Consider the following 16733-nt stretch of genomic DNA (forward strand, 5'->3'; position numbering starts at 1 on the left):
AAGCACCTTAGCACATCGGAGTTTGCAAAATTACACTCTTTGTCACCCTTATTCCTCAGCCGGCGAAATCCTCCTCGCGGAACTCCGTCCCCTCACGCCCACCCGCCTGCTCGGCCTTGCGCAACTCGACCCGCCGGATCTTGCCCGAGATCGTCTTCGGCAGCTCAGTGAATTCCAGTCGGCGAATCCGCTTGTACGCCGACAGCCGCTCGCGCGCAAAGGCAAAGATGGCCCCGGCCAGCTCGCGGGTCGGCTCCACGCCCGGCCGCAAGGTGATGAAAGCCTTGGGCACCGACAGGCGCAGCGGATCGGGGCTGGGCACGATGGCCGCTTCCAGCACGTCCGGATGCTCGATCAGCACGCTCTCCAGTTCGAAGGGGCTGATGCGGTAGTCGGAGGACTTGAACACGTCGTCGTTGCGGCCAACGTAGAAGTAGTAGCCGTCTTCGTCGACGGTCGCGGTGTCGCCGGTATGGTAGTGCCCGCCGCGCATGACGTCGGCGGTCTTGGCCTCGTCGCCTTCGTAGCACAGCATCAGGCCCAACGGTGACGGCGCCAGCACCAGCGCGATCTCGCCCTCTTGCGCCGGCTGTTCGTCGATGTCGAGCAGGGTCACCTGGTAGCCCGGCAGCGGGCGGCCCATCGAGCCCGGCTTGACCAGCTGGCCGGGCGGATTGCCGATCTGGCAGGTCGTCTCCGACTGGCCGAAGCCGTCGCGGATGCGGATGCCCCAGGCGCGCTCGACCTGTTCGATGACTTCCGGGTTCAGCGGTTCGCCGGCGCCGACCAGCTCGCGCAGCGGCGGGCGCCAGGCCGTCAGGTCTTCCTTGATCATCATGCGCCACACGGTGGGCGGCGCGCACAGCGAGGTGACGCCGCAGCGGCAGATCACGTCCAGGCAGGCGCGCGCCGAGAAGCGTTCGTAGTTGTAGACGAAGATGGTGGCGCCGGCATTCCAGGGCGCAAAGAAGCAACTCCAGGCATGCTTGGCCCAGCCGGGCGAGCTGATGTTCCAGTGGACGTCGCCCTGCTTCAGGCCGATCCAGTACATGGTCGACAGGTGGCCGACCGGGTAGCTCTGCTGGCTGTGCAGCACAAGTTTGGGCTTGGCGGTCGTGCCGGAGGTGAAATAGAGCAGCAGCGGATCGGTGGCGCGCGTAGAGCCATCCGGCGTGAACTGCCGGTCCGCTTTGCCGCTGTCGGTGAATCCGGTCCAGCCCTCGGCCGCGCCGCCGACCGCGATGCGGGTATAGTCGCCTGGCAGGGTCTCGAACTTGTGCGCTTCCGAGGATTGCGCGATCACGTGGCGGATATGGCCGCGCTGCAGGCGGTCTTCGAGGTCGGCCGGCGAGACCAGCATCGTGGTCGGCACCAGCACCGCGCCCAGCTTGATCCCGGCCAGCATGATTTCCCACAGCTCGACGCGATTCGGCAGCATGAGCAGCACGCGGTCGCCGCGGCGGACGCCCTGGTCGCGCAGCCAGTTCGCGACCTGGCTCGATCTGGCCGCCATGTCGGCGTAGCTGATCTTGCGCTCGCTGCCGTCTTCCTCGACCACCCATAGGGCCGGGGTCTGGTTATCGCGAGCCTGGACGTCGAAGAAGTCCAGCGCCCAGTTGAACTCGTCGAGTTCCGGGGCGCGGTAGTCGCGGTAGGCGGTGTCGTAGTCAAGGCGGTGCTGCTGCAGGAAGTCGCGCGCCTGGATGAAGCGCTCGTAGGGCGTCTGGGCCATGGTCGTCTCCTTTTATGTTCTATTGCGAACATTTTGCCATGGCTTGCTGACGGCAGGGTTACAGACGTTTTATCTCGCCGATGTTGACCTCGTCCTTCGGCCTCATCATGTCGATCACGCGGCAGTCGCCGCACATGCGCATGCGGTCGAGGTTGCCGGCGAAGGCCGGGTGGGAGGCCAGGCGCGCCAGCATGGTTTCGACCATCTTCAAGGTGCCGAAGGGCTTGCTGCAGCGGATGCAGTGGAAGGGCTGGGTTTCGTTCAGCACCACTGTCTGCTTGCGCGTCTCCGTGAGGTTCATCCGCGGCGCCAGGCGGATCGCGTCTTCCGGACAAGTGGTCGCGCACAGGCCGCACTGCACGCAGTTCTTCTCGACGAAGCGCAGCTGGGGCGCGTTCTGGCCGTCCATCAGCGCGGAGCTCGGGCAAGCGCCGACGCAGGACATGCACAAGCTGCAGGCGGCGCTGTCCACCGCCAGCGTGCCAAAAGGGGCGCCCGGCGGCAGTGGGATCTCCGCCACCTTGGTCGGGGCGTACTTCACCAGGTGATCCAGCGCGTAGTCGAGCGTGTTGCGTTTATCGGCTGCGATGTTGAAGCCGGCACGCTGGGCCGGCGCCTGGCCGCGCGGCGCGTGCTGCAGCGCCACCGTCAGCTCGTCCGGACTGCTGGCGCGCAGCAGCTGCAGGTGCGGACCGGCATAGCCAAGCCCGTCGAGGATGGCCTGGGCGATCTCCATCTGCTGGCCCAGCGCAGCCGCGTACTGAGGCGCTTCGGCCTCGGTCATGAGCACGGTGACCCCGGCCGCGCCATAGGCCAGCGCGCTTAGCCAGACGTCGATGCCGGTGGAGGCCGTGTGGTGCAGGCCGAGCGGCAGCAGGCGGCCGGGGACGGCATCCCCCAGCTGGGCCAGCAGCGCCGCGCCTTCCAGACCGTGCAGCAGCAGGACCGGTTCCTGGCCGCCGGCCTCCGCATAGGCCTGCAGCACGGTCTTGATGCGCCCGCCCGTGTGGCTGGCCGATGGATAAGCATAGGAGATGGCGCCGGTCGGGCAGACCGTGGTGCAAGCGCCGCAGCCGGCGCACAGATAGGGGTTCACCTTGATCAGGTCGCCCGCGCCTTCGATGGCGCCGGCCGAGCAGATTTCGACGCAGGCATTGCAGCCGACCAGCTGGTTGCGGCTGTGCGCACACAAGCGCTCTTTATAGGCGAAATACTTCGGCTTCTCGAATTCGCCGACCATGTCCAGCAGCTGCTCGACGGCTTGCGTGCGTTCGGCTTCGTCGGGACCGGGGAAGACATAGCCGTGCGGACGCTGATGGGTGGCGATCTGCGGCGCGGCGCCGAGGTCCAGCACCAGGTCGAACTTGCCATGCTCGGGCGCGCGACCCGGCGCCTGCCAGGTGGCCTGGAACGCGCCCAGCCAGCCGCTCAGCACGACGGCGCGCGCATTGAAGACCGGGTAAATGCGCAGCGGCGGCCGCTTTTCCTCATGCGCTTCTTCGTCCAGCAGCAGCACGGTCACGTTCAGGCCGCCGGCCAGGCGGTCGGCCCAGGGCAGCGCCTGCGCGCTGCTGCCGATGACCAGGGTGCGGCCGGTCGAATGATAGCCGACGGTGTCGAGCGCCTCGGGCGGTTCGATGGTGCCGAGGGCGGCGACGGCGGCGACCCGGGCCAGCAGATTCCTGGCCTCCTGGGCGGGATCGGCGCCCTGCCCTTCGATGAAACGGATATTCATTGTGTCTCTTGTTCAGGTGGTTGTTCTGGTTGTGGTTCTGCAGGTTCGTCCTCGACCATCTTCATGAACGCGCTTTTCGCATGGTTCAGCGAGGCCAGCATCGCCTCGGACATGGGGCTGGCCTTGGTGTAGTCGTCGATGTAGACGTCCAGCCTGTCCATCACCTTGAAATGCGGGTCGGCAAACAGTTTCTTGAGCGCGCTGCGGCGCACGGCCTGGTCGACGCCGCGGGCAACGAAGCCCGAGAAGTCGGAATCGGCATCCAGCGCGGCGACATCGTCCATGGTTGGCAGCGTGTGCTCGGCCGGCAAAGGCTGCGCCTCGGCGGCGCCTTCCAGCGGCGCCTGCACGGGCACCGCAGCCGGCGCTGCAAACCCGGCGGCATCCAGGGGCGCCTCGGCCACCGGCGCCGGCTCGGGCTCGCGCCCTTCCCGAACCTCGCTCTTGCGGCGCGCCCAGCGGCGCAGGAAACCTTCGTCGGCCATGCTGTCCTTATCCGTGCTGCCGGCCGCGACGCGGCTTGGGCTGGTAGTGCTCGCGCAGGTAGCCGGCCACCCAGGCGTAGATATCGGCCGGCATGGTCACGCCGTCGGCGTTTTCGCCGTTGTCGAACATGCGGGTGCCTTCGACGTAGCTGACCGAGGCCCGCACCGGCATCGCCCGGCCGTCCTCCATGCGCCACAGCACGAATACCTTGGATTCCGGCGACATCACGTTCTCGAAATAGCCTTCGTTGTCGTCCGAATACAGCTCCAGCTCCAGGCCCGAAACCAGGTAATAGTCGCGCTCTGGCGACTGGCTCAGCACCTGTACAGGCGGCAAATTGCCGCGGTCGGGCACGACGCCCACCGCTTCCCAGGCCTCGTCCGCCCAGATGTGCTTGACACTGCGGCGCTGCATCAGCACCGCGATCGGCATGCTGCCCATTTTCATCGCATGTTCCTGTTCACTTCTTGCTCACGTCGGTCGGCGTGCCTTTCTGGACCGTCGGCTCGGCGTTTTTCGGCTGGGCCCTGGTCTGGAATTTCTTGACGTCTTCGCTCGGTGGCGCCGTGCCCAGCTTCTCGCTCTTGACCGCCGGATCGACGCCAGCCTGGCCGGCGGGCGTCGTGTTGCCGGCGCCCTGAGACCCCGCGGGCGGCGGGCTGGCGGGCCCGGCCGCGGTGACGGCCGCGGGCCCGGCCGCGGTGACGGCCGCGGCCCCGGCAGCCGGCGCCGCGGCTACCACCGCCACCGCCGGATGGGTCTTCCAGCCTTCCTTGGCCGCGCGCGCCCGATAGTGGGCGGTGACCGCATCCATGGTTGCGGCCAGGCTCAGCTTGTCCTTGGCGGCCTGTTCGTCCGCCTTGGCCTTCTTGGCGGCCGCAGCCTGCTGCTGGGCCGGGGTCGGCGGCGGCAGCGCCGCCCAGGCGACGCTGGCGATCAGCAGGCCTGCAATCAGCAAGGCCGCCTTCAGCGCTGGGTGCCGCCCACTGTGCGTCTTGAATGTTCGATGCGTTCTCATGGCTTCAGTCTCCTGCCGTCAGCGGCCCGGCGCCGCGCTGTTCGCGCCCGGGTCGCGGTGGGCGGCGGCCGGCTGCGGCGCCGGCGTGGCGTCGGGCTTCACCGGGTTGTTGCCGCTGTCGCCGGATGGCTTTTCGGTGGCGCCGGTCTGCGCCGCCGTGCCGCTGGACGGCGTCGAGACGCCGCTGCTCGGCCCCTGCCCGGTTTCGCGCGTACTGCCGCCGGTGCCCGCGCCCGCGGTGTTGCCGCCCGCGCCGCCGGCGATGCCGGGGGTGCCGCCCGCATAAGTCGCGTCGGTCTTCGGTCCGCCGTTACGCGCCATCACCTGGCCGCTGGTGCCGCCGCCGGCCGTGACCATGCCCGGGTACTTGGTCTCGCGCATGGATTGGTCGCCGTGCTTGCTGCAGCCGGCCGCGCTCAGGAGCAGCGCCGCGGCGCCTGCATGCATAAGAAAAACTGATGCTTTCATGGGCGTACTCCCGGCGGCACATTGTCCGGCGCCCCGCCCGCGGGCGGATGGTCGGGAGGGGGCGCGCGCTTGTCGAAGGTGCCGACCGGCACGCCCGCCTTCACTTCGTCGAGCCAGACGCCGTGGTGGGCACGGGCCCAGGCTTCGTCGACGTCGCCGTGGCGCATCGCGTGATAGGCGCCCGGGGTGCCCCAGGTGCCGATGTAGATGTGGCCCATGGCGGCGGCAATATACAAGGTGGCGCCGATCAGGTGCAGGTAATTGGCGACCTGCAGCACGTAGCGGGTCTGGCCGAAGGCGATGAAATCCAGGATCAGGCCGCTGATCGACATCACCAGTCCCAGCAGGGTCACCCCGAACCAGAACCAGCTCTTCTCGCCGGCGTTGAAGAAGCCGGCCGGCACGTGCTCATGGGTCAGCATGCCCCCCGCCTTGCGGAACCACAGCCAGTCGATGCGCCTGAAGAAATTCCGCCGCAGAAAGGTAAAGAACATCAGCACCGAGCACACGATGAACAGCGGACCGATGAAATTGTGCAGGTATTTGAAGACGTAGGCGATGAAGGCGAAGATGTCGTGCCCGAGCAGCGGGATCAGCAGCTTCTTGCCGAACAGGATCACCAGCCCGGTCACGGCCAGGATGATGAAGCTGATGGCGGTGGCCCAGTGGATGTGGCGCTCCCAGTCCGTGAAGCGGCGGATGCGCCGCCCCGTGTCCGGCTCGTCGGCCTTGATCTTGCCGACCACCTTGGCGACCAGGAACACGGCCAGCAGCGCCAGCACGAGGATGACGCCGGACAGGGTCGCCAGCGGGCCGTTGCGCAGCACCCGCCATTCGTTGCCGCCGCGCTGGACGATGACGGTGCCCTCTTTATTGCCGTACTGGCCGAGGTAATGGCGGTCGATGTGCACGCGGCCGGAATCCTTCGAGGCCAGGCCCGGCTCCGGCGCGCGCGCGTCGTGCTCGGCCTGCAGGATGGTCTGCTCTTCGGCATAGGCCGGCTGCGCGCGGTTGTTGGGCACGCCGGCCCAGGCCGGGGACAGGCTCAGCGCCATGAGAATACACAGGAAGAAAGCTCGCATGCTCGGCTCCTCAGGGATTGGCCCGGTTGTATTCGTTCTGGTGCTGGTTGCGGTTGCTGATCGTGCCCCACCAGGACAGCCGGTCGTGGTGGAAGTAGGTCTGGAACGGCAGGTCGTCCTTCTTGCCCGCGTACTGGCCCTTGACCCAGTGCGGGTGCTGGTCGACCTCGAGGCAGCCGGCCAGCAGCGCCAGTGGAATCAGCATCAGGATGAGTCGCTTCATGTCGGCAGCCTCCCCTCGTCGTTCTGGGAATCCTTCAGGTTCTGGTTCTCGCGCGGCCCGTTGCCGGTGGCCTTGATCTCGCCGCCACGCTTCGGTTTGCCGTAGGCGATCTTCCAGCCCCACAGTTCCGGGCCGTAGCCGCGGGTCTCGACGCGCTGGCGGTAGATGTCGGCGATCAGGCCGGCGTCACCGGCGACCAGGGCCTTGGTGCCGCACATCTCGGCGCAGGCCGGCAGCTTGCCCTCGGCGATACGGTTGCGGCCATACTTCTTGAATTCGGCTTCGGAGGTGTCCGGTTCGGGGCCGCCGGCGCAGAAGGTGCACTTGTCCATCTTGCCGCGGTGGTTGAACAGGCCGGTTTCCGGGAACTGCGGGGCGCCGAAGGGACAGGCGTAGTAGCAGTAGCCGCAGCCGATGCACTGGTCCTTCGAGTGCAGCACGATGCCATCCTCGGTGTGGTAGATGCAGTTGACCGGACACACCGCCAGGCAGGGCGCGTCGGTGCAGTGCATGCAGGCCATCGAGATCGAACGCTCGCCGGGAACGCCGTCGTTGATGGTCACCACGCGGCGCCGGTTCACGCCCCAGGGCGTCTCGTTCTCGTTCTTGCAGGCCGTCACGCAGCCGTTGCAGTCGATGCAGCGCTCCGTGTCGCAAATAAATTTCATCCTTGCGGCCATTTCATTCTCCCAAAACTTGGGTCCCCGCCTGCGCGGGGACGACGGTCAAGCGCGCACCAGGCGGCACATCGACACTTTGGTTTCCTGCATCATCGTCACGGCGTCATAGCCGTAGGTCCAGCCGGTGTTGACGGCCTCGCCGCGCACGGCCGGGGCGCCGCCTTCCGGATAATGCTTTTCCAGGTCCTCGCCCATCCACCAGCCGCCGAAGTGGAAAGGCATCCACACCAGGCCCTGGGGCACGCGCTGGGTCACCATCGCCATCATCTTGAGGTTGGCCCCGGTCGGGGTCTGGACCCAGATGAAATCGCCCAGCTTGACGCCGATCTGGGCCGCGTCCTCGGGGTTCACCTCGCAGAACATGTTCTGCTGCAGCTCGGCCAGCCAGGGATTCGAACGGGTCTCCTCGCCGCCGCCTTCGAATTCGACCAGGCGGCCGGAGGTCATGATGAGCGGATAGTCCTTCGAGAAGTCGACCTGCTGCACCGATTTGTACAGCGTCGGCAGGCGCCAGAAGGCGGCCTTGTCGTCGTAGGTCGGGTACTTGGCCACCAGGTCGCGCCGCGGCGACATGATCGGCTCGCGGTGGGTCGGCACCGGGTCCGGGAAGTTCCAGACATTGCAGCGCGCTCGCGCATTGCCCCAGGGTGCACAGCCGTGGGCGATGACCACCCGGATGATGCCGCCCGAAAGGTCGGTCTTCCAGTTCTTGCCCTCGGCGGCAGCCTGCTCTTCCGGCGTGAGGTCGGCCCACCAGCCCAGCTTTTTCATGAACACGTGGTCGAATTCCGGATAGCCGACGTCCAGTTCGCTGTCCTTGTTGGTCGAGCCGTCGGCCGCCAGCAGGCTCTCGCCGTTGTGCTCGACGCCCCAGTTGGCGCGGAACGGCAGGCCGCCCTCGGCCACCGATTTGTGGATGTCGTACAGGATGGGCGTGCCCGGGTGCTTCATCTCCGGCGTGCCCCAGCACGGCCACGGCAAGCCGTAATAGTCGCCCTTGCACGGGCCGTCGTCGGCGCGCATGGTGGTCGGATTGAAGGTGTGCTTGTTCTCCATGTGCAGCTTGAGGCGCTCCGGCGAGCAGCCCGTATAGCCGATGGTCCAGCAGGAGCGGTTGATTTCGCGGAGGATGTCCTCGATCACCGGCTCGTTGTTGACCACCTTGATGTTCTTGCACAGCTGTTCCGCGAAGCCGAACTTTTTCGCGAACAGGTACATGATCTCGTGGTCGGTCTTGCACTCGAACAGGGGCTGGATCACACGCTCGCGCCACTGGATCGAGCGGTTCGAGGCCGTCACCGAGCCCTGGGTCTCGAACTGCGAAGCCGCCGGCAGCAGGTAGACACCGTCCTGGCGCCCGTGCATGGACGCCGTCATGCTCGGATAAGGGTCGATCACGACCAGCATGTCGAGCTTCTGCATGGCCGCCTTCATGTCCGGCAGGCGGGTCTGGCTGTTCGGCGCGTGGCCCCAGTAGATCACGGCGCGCAGGTTGCTCGGCTGGTCGACGTACTGGTTCTCTTCATTGACGGCGTCAAACCAGCGCGAGACCGTGATGCCCGGCTTCTCCATCAGTTCCTTGGAGCCGAAGCGCGACTTGATCCACTCGTAGTCGACGCCCCAGACGTTGGCGAAGTGCTTCCACGCGCCCTCCGCGATGCCGTAGTAGCCCGGCAGCGATTCGCCGTTCGGGCCGACGTCGGTGGCGCCCTGCACGTTGTCGTGGCCGCGGTAGATGTTGGCGCCGCCGCCCGGCACGCCGATATTCCCCAGCGCCAGCTGCAGGATGCACAGGGCGCGCACATTGGCGGTGCCGACGTGGTGCTGGGTGATACCCATGCACCAGACCACCGAGGATGGCTTGTTCTTGGCCAGCATCTCGGCCGCCATCCGCACCGCGGATTCCGGCACCCCGGTAACGTCGGTGACCTTGTCCGGGGTCCATTTCGCGACTTCCTTGCGAACGTCGTCCATGCCGTTGGTGCGGGCGGCAATGTATTCCTTGTCTTCCCAGCCGTTCTCGAAGATGTGCCAGAGAATGCCCCACACCAGCGGGATGTCGGTGCCGGGCCGGACCCGCACATAGTGGTGGGCGAAGCGCGCGGTGCGCGTGAACCGCGGATCGATCACGATCATCTTGGCGCCCAGCTCCTTGGCGTGCAGGAAGTGCAGCATCGAGATCGGGTGGGCCTCGGCCGGATTCGAACCGATGAACATCACGGCCTTGCTGTAGTGCAGGTCGTTGAAGGAGTTCGTCATTGCGCCGTAGCCGAAGGTCTGGGCCACGCCCGCCACCGTGGTCGAGTGGCAGATGCGCGCCTGGTGGTCGCAGTTGTTGCTGCCCCAGAAGGAAATCCATTTGCGCAGCAGGTAGGACTGCTCGTTGTTGTGCTTGGAGCTGCCGATCAGCATCAGCGCGTCCGGGCCGGACTTCTGGCGCAGCGCCAGCAGCTTGTCGCCGATTTCGTTGATCGCCTGGTCCCAGGAGATGCGCTCGTACTTGCCGTTCACGAGCTTCATCGGATAGCGCAGGCGGTGCTCGCCGAAACCGTGCTCGCGCACCGAGGCGCCCTTGGCGCAGTGGGCGCCCATGTTGATGGGCGAATCGAAGGCCGCTTCCTGGCGCACCCAGACCCCGTTGCTGACCACCGCCTCCACTGAGCAACCGACCGAGCAGTGGCTGCAGACGGTGTGCTTGATCTCGGTTTTCGGCGCCGTATTCGCGCCCGGCGCCGGGTCGGCCGCGCTGGCCGGCTCGATCACGTTCAGCGGCAGGTGGCGCGCGACTGCCGCGGCGCCGGCCGTGACGCCGGCGCCGACCAGGAATTTGCGACGTTTCAGGCCGTTGTCGCGCGAAGTCTTCACCAGGGTCATGGTTGTTCCTCTTTGCTCTGATTACCAGTAGGCGGCCGTCGCGTAGTAACGGCGGATGTGTTCGGTCTCGTGGTAGCCCTTGGGCTTGGCGGCTTCTTCCGGAACGGGCGCGGGCGGCGGCGCCGTCTCGGCGGCGCTGGCGCGGGCGGCCACCACGGCCAGGGCGCCCAGCGGCGCCGCCTTCAGCAGGCTGCGGCGGGCGGGGTCGGGAGTCTGTTCGTTCTTGGCCATGATGTTCCTCATGCGGCAATGGTTGAATCGGCCGGCTGCCACATTGCAAACGCAAGGGCCTCGACCCCGAGGAAGGCGCCCACGAAGGCCGCCACCACCCGGTAGAAATTGGCCGGCTCCGCGGCGGCGATGTCAAGCAGGCAGGCTGCGTACCAGGGCTGGATATGGGCCGTGAAGAGGTGCTGCTGTTCTTCGAGCGGCTGGCGCGCGATGCCCGGCGCGCCGGAAATCAGCACGCGCATGGTCTCGCACAGGGCGCCCAGGTGGTCCTCGAACTCGCCGACGCCGCGCGCCCGCGCGATGCCCAGGCGGCCCAGGTCCTGGCGCAGTTCGGCCAGCGGCACGTCGTTCAGGTGGCCCGCCACGTAGAAGGAGCCGTAGGGATTCAGCAGCGGATTGCCGGTGCTGATGAAGAGGGCCGAGAATTCATCGGCGACGGCCGCCGCATCCATCACGCTGGCGGCCTGGCTCAGTTTCAGCCAGGCGTCTTCGAGAGCCTGCCCCGCTTCGGCGAGGCCATCGGCGTGGACCGGGTCGGCGTCGGCCAGGGCCTTGAGCAGGCCGGCGTTCGGCGGCGCCAGCATCAGGCGTGCGATCAGCGCGTAAAAGTCGGCCCGCGCCTGGTCCTCATCGGACAAGGGCAAGGCGATCGTTTGTAAGGACGTGTTCTCCTGTGGCACTGAGCGGTTCTCCCGTTAGCAAATCTGCACTGAAAGTGTAGTCCTACGTAACCCAAGAGGCGCGCACGGTTGAAGCTTCTACTTCATGCCGGCCGCATGCATGAGCACCCGCAACAGCCAGGCGACGCCCGCCAGCGCCGCCACCCCGAGCAGCCAGAGACCCAGCATCCAGCCCAGCCTGCGCATCCAGAGCGTGTTCATCAGTGGTAGCCCTCGGTATCGATCACCTTGCCGCGAAACACGTAATAGGCCCAGCCCGTATAGGCCAGGATCAGGGGCAGCACGATCAGCGTGCCGACCAGGGCGAAGCTCTGGGTGGCAGGCGGTGCGGCCGCTTCCCAGATCGTGATGAAGGGCGGGACGATGTGCGGCCAGATGCTGATCGCCATGCCCGTAAAGCCCAGCAGCACCAGCGCCAGCGCGGCGGCGAAGGGCTGCCAGGACGGATTGCGCTTCAGCGACCACAGCAGCCAGACCAGGGAAGCGGCCACCAGCAGCGGCACCGGCGACAGGATCAGCAGGTTCGGAAAGCTGAACCAGCGCTCGGCCACCTGGTGCTGGGACAGCGGGGTCCACACGCTGACGACGGCGATGGCCGCCAGCAGCAGCCAGGTGAAGGGCCGCGCCAGCTTCCGCATGCGTTCGTGCAGCTCGCCGCCGGTCTTCATCACCAGCCAGGTCGCGCCTAGCAGCGCATAGGCGATCATGACCCCGCAGCCGGCCGCCAGCGGGAAAGGCGCGAACCAGTCCAGCGGCCCGCCCGCATAGCTGCGCCCCGACACCGGGATCCCGGAAAGGAAGGCGCCCAGCGACACGCCCTGGAAGAAGGCCGCCGTCATCGACCCGCCGATGAAGGCCAGGTCCCAGATGGGCCGTTCGCGGTCGTTGGCCTTGAAGCGGAATTCGAAGGCGACGCCGCGGAAGATCAGGCCGAGCAGCATGAAGATCAGCGGCAGGTAGAGGCCGGGCAGGATCACCGCGTAGGCCACCGGGAAGGCCGCCAGCAGGCCCTCGCCGCCCAGCACCAGCCAGGTCTCGTTGCCGTCCCAGATCGGCGCCACCGAATTCATCATCGTATCGCGGTCCCGTTTGGCCGGAACGAAGGGATAGAGCATGCCGATGCCGAGGTCGAAGCCGTCCAGCACCACGTACATGAAGACGGAGAAGAAGATGATGCCGGCCCAGACCGCGGTGATGTCGATGTCCATAGTCACGTCATGTTGTCTTCGTTGGCCGAGGCCTCGGCTTCCGGCACCGACAGGGGCCGCGCCGGCGTGCGTCCCCTGCCCGGCCCGCCCTGGGCCGCACGCGTGGTGTCGAAGGCTTGCGGGCCCTTGCGCACCAGCCGCAGCACATAGGCGATGCCGACGCCGAATACGAACAGGTAGGCGACCACGAACAGCGCCAGCGACAGCGCCAGCGGCCCGGCGGAAATCTTCGAGGCGCCGTCGGTCGTGCGCAGCACGCCGTAGACGATCCAGGGCTGGCGCCCGACCTCGGTGGTGATCCAGCCGGCCAGCACCGCCAGCAGGCCCGCCGGCCCCATCCATAGCGCCATTTTCAAAAAGCCGCGGCTGTCGTAGAGGCGCTTTTTGAAGCGCAGCCACAGGCTCCAGGCGCCCAGCGCAATCATCAGGAGGCCCAGGCCGACCATCGCGCGGAAGCTCCAGAACAGGATCAGGGAGTTGGGCCGCTCATCCTTCGGAAATTCCTTGAGGCCCTTGATCTGGCCGCCCCAGCTGTGGGTCAGGATCCAGCTGCCGACGCGCGGTATGCCAAGTGCGAATTTGGTTTCCTCGTCCTTCATGGAGGGAATGCCGAACAGCAGCAGCGGCAAGGGCTTGTCGCCTTCGTTCTCCCAGTGTCCCTCGAGCGCAGCGATCTTGGCCGGCTGGTGCTGCAAGGTGTTCAGGCCGTGCATGTCCCCGACCACGGCCTGGATCGGCGCGACGATCAGCACCATCCACATCGCCATCGACAGCATGGTGCGCACCGCGGCGTTGCTCCGCCCTTTCAACAGGTGCCAGGCGGCCGACGCGCCCACGAACAGCGCCGTCGACAGGAAAGCGGCGATCGACATGTGCACCAGCCGGTAGGGGAAGGACGGGTTGAAGATGATCCTGAGCCAGTCGACCGGCACCATGCGCCCCTCGACGATGGCGTAGCCCTGCGGCGTCTGCATCCAGCTGTTCGAGCCGAGAATCCAGGTGGCGGAGATCAGGGTGCCGAGCGCAACCATGCAGGTGGCAAGGAAGTGCAGCCCGGGCCCGACCTTGGTCCAGCCGAACAGCATCACGCCCAGGAAGCCGGCTTCCAGGAAGAAGGCTGTCAGCACCTCGTAGGCCAGCAGCGGCCCGGTGATGGCGCCGGCGTATTCGGAAAAATAGCTCCAGTTGGTGCCGAACTGGTAAGCCATCACGATGCCGGAGACCACGCCCATGCCGAAGGTCACGGCGAAGATCCGCAGCCAGAACTGGTACAGGTCGACGAAGACCTGGCGCCTGGTCTTCAGCCAGCACAGCTCCAGCACGGCCAGGTAGCTGGCCAGGCCGATGGTGATCGCGGGAAACAGGATGTGGAAGGACATCGTGAACGCGAACTGCAGGCGCGCCAGGTCCAACGCCGCCAAGCCGAACATGTGAGCTCCCCTTATTGTTGTGTGCAGAATCTAGCACGCGCCGGGGTGCGCACGATTGCCAGGGTGGCAAGGCTGGCCTGCGGTCAAAATGCGACATCATGTGAACAGACGTTCAACTGTTCCGCCGGCAAGCCGCCCGGTCCTTGAACAGCGACCGTATAATCACGGATATTGACAGCCATCCGCCTTCACCGACCGATGATCCAGGCCATCAGCTTCCCCAATGACGACAAACCGCTGAATGTGCAAACCCTGAAGGCCAGCTGCGCGGCCTGCAGCATGCACCAGCTTTGCCTGCCGATGGGCCTCGAGGATGCGGACATCGACCGCCTCGACAAGATCATCGGCCGCCGCCGCCGCGTGGCGCGCGACGAGCACCTGTACCGCAAGGGCGATCCCTTCCGCAACCTGTACGCGGTGCGCTTCGGGCATTTCAAGACTTACCAGGTGAACGCCGCCGGCGAAACCCAGATCACGGGCTTCCAGATGGCCGGCGAACTGCTGGGCATGGACGCGATCAGCAGCGAACGCCACCACTGCGATGCGGTCGCGCTCGAGGACAGCGAAGTCTGCGAGATCCCCTTCGGCAACCTGGAAGAGCTGTTCGGCCAGGTGCCGACGCTGCTGCGCCACTTCCACCGCATGATGAGCAGCGAGATCACGCGCGAGCAGAACGCCATGCTGCTGCTCGGCAATATGCGGGCGGAACAGCGCTTCGCGGTCTTCCTGGTCAACAAATCGGCCCGCTACGCCGCGCGCGGCTACTCGCCCACCCAGTTCGCGCTGCGCATGTCGCGCGAAGACATCGGCAACTACCTGGGCCTGACGATCGAGAGCATCAGCCGCCTGCTGTCGCGCTTCAAGAAAATGGGCTTGCTGACGATCGACAAGCGCGAGGTCACCCTGCTCGACCCGGCGCGCCTGAAAGCGATGGCGGCCGGCACCGAGCAGTGCAGCCCGATGGCCTGATCAGGGCTGTAAACTAGGGCTGCCCAAGTTTGCCGATGACGCTGGCCACCTTGGTGGTGATCACGTCGACGGCCGGACCATTCGCGCCGTGCGGCAGGATGACATCGGCGTGGCGCTTGGTCGGTTCGATGAACTGCTTGTGCATCGGACGCACCGTTTCCAGGTACTGGTTGACGATGCTCTCCGTCGTGCGGCCGCGCTCGGCGATATCCCGCTGCATGCGGCGGATGAAGCGCACGTCCGGGGCGGTATCGACGAAGATCTTCAGCGACATCATCTTGCGCAAGTCCGCATCGTAGAGGGCAAACAGGCCTTCGATCACGATGACCGGGGCCGGCTTGACCGGAATGGTCTTGCTGGAACGGTTGTCGATCGTGAAGTCGTACTCCGGCATGGCGATCGTTTCGCCATTGCGCAAGGCGCGAACGTGCTGCACCATCAGCGGCCAGTCGAAGGCGTCCGGGTGGTCGTAATTTTGCTTGCGGCGGACTTCGGGGGTGAGTTCGGACTGGTCGTTGTAGTAGTCGTCCTGCATCACGACCGACACCATCTCGGCGCCGAAGGACGCCAGCACCTGCTGGGTCACCGTGGATTTGCCGCTGCCGCTGCCGCCGGCAACGCCAATGACGAAGGGTTGGAAGGGATTCTGATTCATCCCCGAATGATACCGGAGCGGCGGCGGAACTGACAGGGGGCGGCAGACCGGGACGGAGCATACGGCGTTCCCGCGAGCGCTTGACGGTCCGGGCCCCAGGATCCCTGTGTCTGTCAAAGACGCGTTCATTGTTATCGAAAATCAATCCATTAACCACTTCAGTCGGGCTTGCGGGCGCCTTTTCAGCTCCCCGATTTATCCCCGCCAGTTCGAGCAACGGCAGACAAATATGCCATCCGATATTAAACGACAACGTTGTAAATATATCGAGGTTCCGGAACAACATCAAATAAAAAAACAAGCGCCTTCCTACCGGAGAAAATTATTGCCATGCGACAATTCGTATCTCTATAAAGAAGAGCCTGCTTGCTGTTCTTCATTTTTATAAATTTCCACTAATATTTTCTTATGAACACCTCAACTTCTACTCCAGTTGCGAGCGCCGATGCACCTGCATTTGGAGAAAATGGCGCCATTCCGCACCGCAAGCCCTCAATATTGTTGATCCTGGCAATCATTTTTATTCCGGTGCTGGCTGCGTGGTTTACCTTGAGAAATGGATACAGCAAAGCAGTGCGATGGATGGCATTCGGATGGATGGGCATCTATCTGCTTGCTTCCTCAGGCAACGGCACCACCGATAGTCGAGTGGAAGAAGTCATCACGAATTACCTCCTGGCCTCGACCGGAAAAGGTATTTGCGAAACGGTCACGGATACAAAACTGGATGTGATCAGCCGCGGCACAGCCGCTTATGAGTATGCAAAACCTGAACCGGCGGTCCTCGCGAAGTTCACGGCGACCTGCACCTATTATGTGGGCGGCAAAGAGATAAAAAAGCGCGATGAGTACGCCGCTTATGTGGTCATCCAGAAAAGTACCGGCAATGCCGAAAGCGTCATTCTCGGAATCGAATATATGGATCGCGTCAAGCAGCGCCTGGATTCCCTCAACTTTGTCGAGGGCTGAGCCTTCGAAGCTTACAAACTAATGCCTTTAGCCCGGATACACAAAATGAATCACTCGAAAAAGCTCCCTTCAAAAAAGACTGCAATTTTACTGGCGCTCCTTATCGGTGGCCTCGGCATACACCGGTTTTACCTGGGTGGCCGCAAAGGCGGCTTTATTTTCCTGGTCTTTTTTATAACCGGAATACCCGGCCTCGTTGCGCTGTTCGACGCTTTTGGTTACTACAGGGCCAAGCCGGCGGAATGGATGGAAAAACACAGCATAAGCCTTGCTCCGCAATAACCATATCGGCG

Annotated in this window: 19 protein-coding genes; 3 read left to right on the forward strand and 16 right to left on the reverse strand. The window is 65.2% G+C overall.

The annotated features are described in order from the left end of the window. Positions 1 to 55: 55 nt before the first annotated feature. The 15 genes from LQV39_RS05630 to LQV39_RS05700 all read right to left on the reverse strand — a co-directional run bounded on the left by LQV39_RS05630 (position 56) and on the right by LQV39_RS05700 (position 13847). Positions 56 to 1732 (reverse strand): AMP-binding protein, encoded by a 1677-nt coding sequence (locus LQV39_RS05630; protein ID WP_230021062.1) that lies wholly within the window; start codon positions 1730 to 1732, stop codon positions 56 to 58. A gap of 58 nt (positions 1733 to 1790) precedes the next feature. Then, positions 1791 to 3467 carry a 4Fe-4S binding protein gene (locus LQV39_RS05635; protein ID WP_230021063.1) on the reverse strand — a complete coding sequence of 559 codons (1677 nt, stop codon included), beginning with the start codon at positions 3465 to 3467 and terminating at the stop codon, positions 1791 to 1793. Beyond that, positions 3464 to 3952 carry a DUF3306 domain-containing protein gene (locus tag LQV39_RS05640; RefSeq protein WP_230021064.1) on the reverse strand — a complete coding sequence of 163 codons (489 nt, stop codon included), beginning with the start codon at positions 3950 to 3952 and terminating at the stop codon, positions 3464 to 3466. The genes LQV39_RS05635 and LQV39_RS05640 overlap by 4 nt, the downstream gene beginning before the upstream one ends. A 7-nt stretch (positions 3953 to 3959) precedes the next feature. Further along, positions 3960 to 4400 carry a DUF3305 domain-containing protein gene (locus tag LQV39_RS05645; RefSeq protein WP_230021065.1) on the reverse strand — a complete coding sequence of 147 codons (441 nt, stop codon included), beginning with the start codon at positions 4398 to 4400 and terminating at the stop codon, positions 3960 to 3962. 13 nt (positions 4401 to 4413) lie between these two features. Then, a complete protein-coding gene (locus LQV39_RS05650; RefSeq protein WP_230021066.1) occupies positions 4414 to 4971 on the reverse strand; it encodes a hypothetical protein in 558 nt (185 codons plus the stop codon). 18 nt (positions 4972 to 4989) lie between these two features. Continuing rightward, positions 4990 to 5439: a hypothetical protein gene (locus tag LQV39_RS05655; RefSeq protein ID WP_230021067.1), complete on the reverse strand. Its 450-nt coding sequence runs from the start codon at positions 5437 to 5439 to the stop codon at positions 4990 to 4992. Further along, positions 5436 to 6521 carry a formate dehydrogenase subunit gamma gene (locus LQV39_RS05660; protein WP_230021069.1) on the reverse strand — a complete coding sequence of 362 codons (1086 nt, stop codon included), beginning with the start codon at positions 6519 to 6521 and terminating at the stop codon, positions 5436 to 5438. Before LQV39_RS05660 ends, LQV39_RS05655 begins: the two co-directional genes overlap by 4 nt. A 10-nt stretch (positions 6522 to 6531) precedes the next feature. Beyond that, entirely contained in the window at positions 6532 to 6744 is a 213-nt protein-coding gene (locus LQV39_RS05665; RefSeq protein ID WP_230021071.1) for a hypothetical protein, read from the reverse strand. Continuing rightward, positions 6741 to 7412: a formate dehydrogenase FDH3 subunit beta gene (fdh3B, locus tag LQV39_RS05670; protein ID WP_230021072.1), complete on the reverse strand. Its 672-nt coding sequence runs from the start codon at positions 7410 to 7412 to the stop codon at positions 6741 to 6743. The genes LQV39_RS05665 and fdh3B overlap by 4 nt, the downstream gene beginning before the upstream one ends. A 57-nt stretch (positions 7413 to 7469) precedes the next feature. Continuing rightward, positions 7470 to 10298 carry a formate dehydrogenase subunit alpha gene (locus LQV39_RS05675; RefSeq protein WP_230021073.1) on the reverse strand — a complete coding sequence of 943 codons (2829 nt, stop codon included), beginning with the start codon at positions 10296 to 10298 and terminating at the stop codon, positions 7470 to 7472. Between the two features lie 21 nt (positions 10299 to 10319). Next, positions 10320 to 10529, reverse strand: a complete 210-nt coding sequence (locus LQV39_RS05680) for a formate dehydrogenase (protein ID WP_230021074.1) — start codon at positions 10527 to 10529, stop codon at positions 10320 to 10322. A gap of 8 nt (positions 10530 to 10537) precedes the next feature. Next, a complete protein-coding gene (locus tag LQV39_RS05685) occupies positions 10538 to 11209 on the reverse strand; it encodes a molecular chaperone (protein ID WP_230021075.1) in 672 nt (223 codons plus the stop codon). A gap of 78 nt (positions 11210 to 11287) precedes the next feature. Next, a complete protein-coding gene (locus LQV39_RS05690) occupies positions 11288 to 11410 on the reverse strand; it encodes a DUF2474 family protein (RefSeq protein ID WP_230021076.1) in 123 nt (40 codons plus the stop codon). Then, entirely contained in the window at positions 11410 to 12417 is a 1008-nt protein-coding gene (gene cydB, locus LQV39_RS05695) for a cytochrome d ubiquinol oxidase subunit II (RefSeq protein ID WP_230021077.1), read from the reverse strand. The genes LQV39_RS05690 and cydB overlap by 1 nt, the downstream gene beginning before the upstream one ends. Before the next feature lie 2 nt (positions 12418 to 12419). Further along, positions 12420 to 13847, reverse strand: a complete 1428-nt coding sequence (locus LQV39_RS05700) for a cytochrome ubiquinol oxidase subunit I (protein WP_230021079.1) — start codon at positions 13845 to 13847, stop codon at positions 12420 to 12422. Positions 13848 to 14045: 198 nt separating this feature from the next. On the opposite strand from LQV39_RS05700, the gene fnr reads away from it, so the two are divergent. After that, complete coding sequence (gene fnr, locus LQV39_RS05705) at positions 14046 to 14816, forward strand: fumarate/nitrate reduction transcriptional regulator Fnr (protein ID WP_230021080.1); 771 nt, start codon at positions 14046 to 14048, stop codon at positions 14814 to 14816. A gap of 13 nt (positions 14817 to 14829) precedes the next feature. On the opposite strand, the gene udk is transcribed toward fnr, so the two are convergent. Beyond that, positions 14830 to 15471, reverse strand: a complete 642-nt coding sequence (gene udk, locus LQV39_RS05710) for a uridine kinase (RefSeq protein WP_230021082.1) — start codon at positions 15469 to 15471, stop codon at positions 14830 to 14832. Positions 15472 to 15879: 408 nt separating this feature from the next. Between udk and LQV39_RS05715 the strand changes: the two genes are divergently transcribed. Continuing rightward, positions 15880 to 16440 carry a hypothetical protein gene (locus tag LQV39_RS05715; RefSeq protein WP_230021084.1) on the forward strand — a complete coding sequence of 187 codons (561 nt, stop codon included), beginning with the start codon at positions 15880 to 15882 and terminating at the stop codon, positions 16438 to 16440. A gap of 45 nt (positions 16441 to 16485) precedes the next feature. Beyond that, complete coding sequence (locus LQV39_RS05720) at positions 16486 to 16722, forward strand: NINE protein (protein ID WP_230021086.1); 237 nt, start codon at positions 16486 to 16488, stop codon at positions 16720 to 16722. The last annotated feature ends 11 nt before the right edge of the window (positions 16723 to 16733 follow it).

The organism is Massilia sp. Bi118 (assembly GCF_918697865.1).
Lineage (GTDB): Bacteria > Pseudomonadota > Gammaproteobacteria > Burkholderiales > Burkholderiaceae_D > Telluria.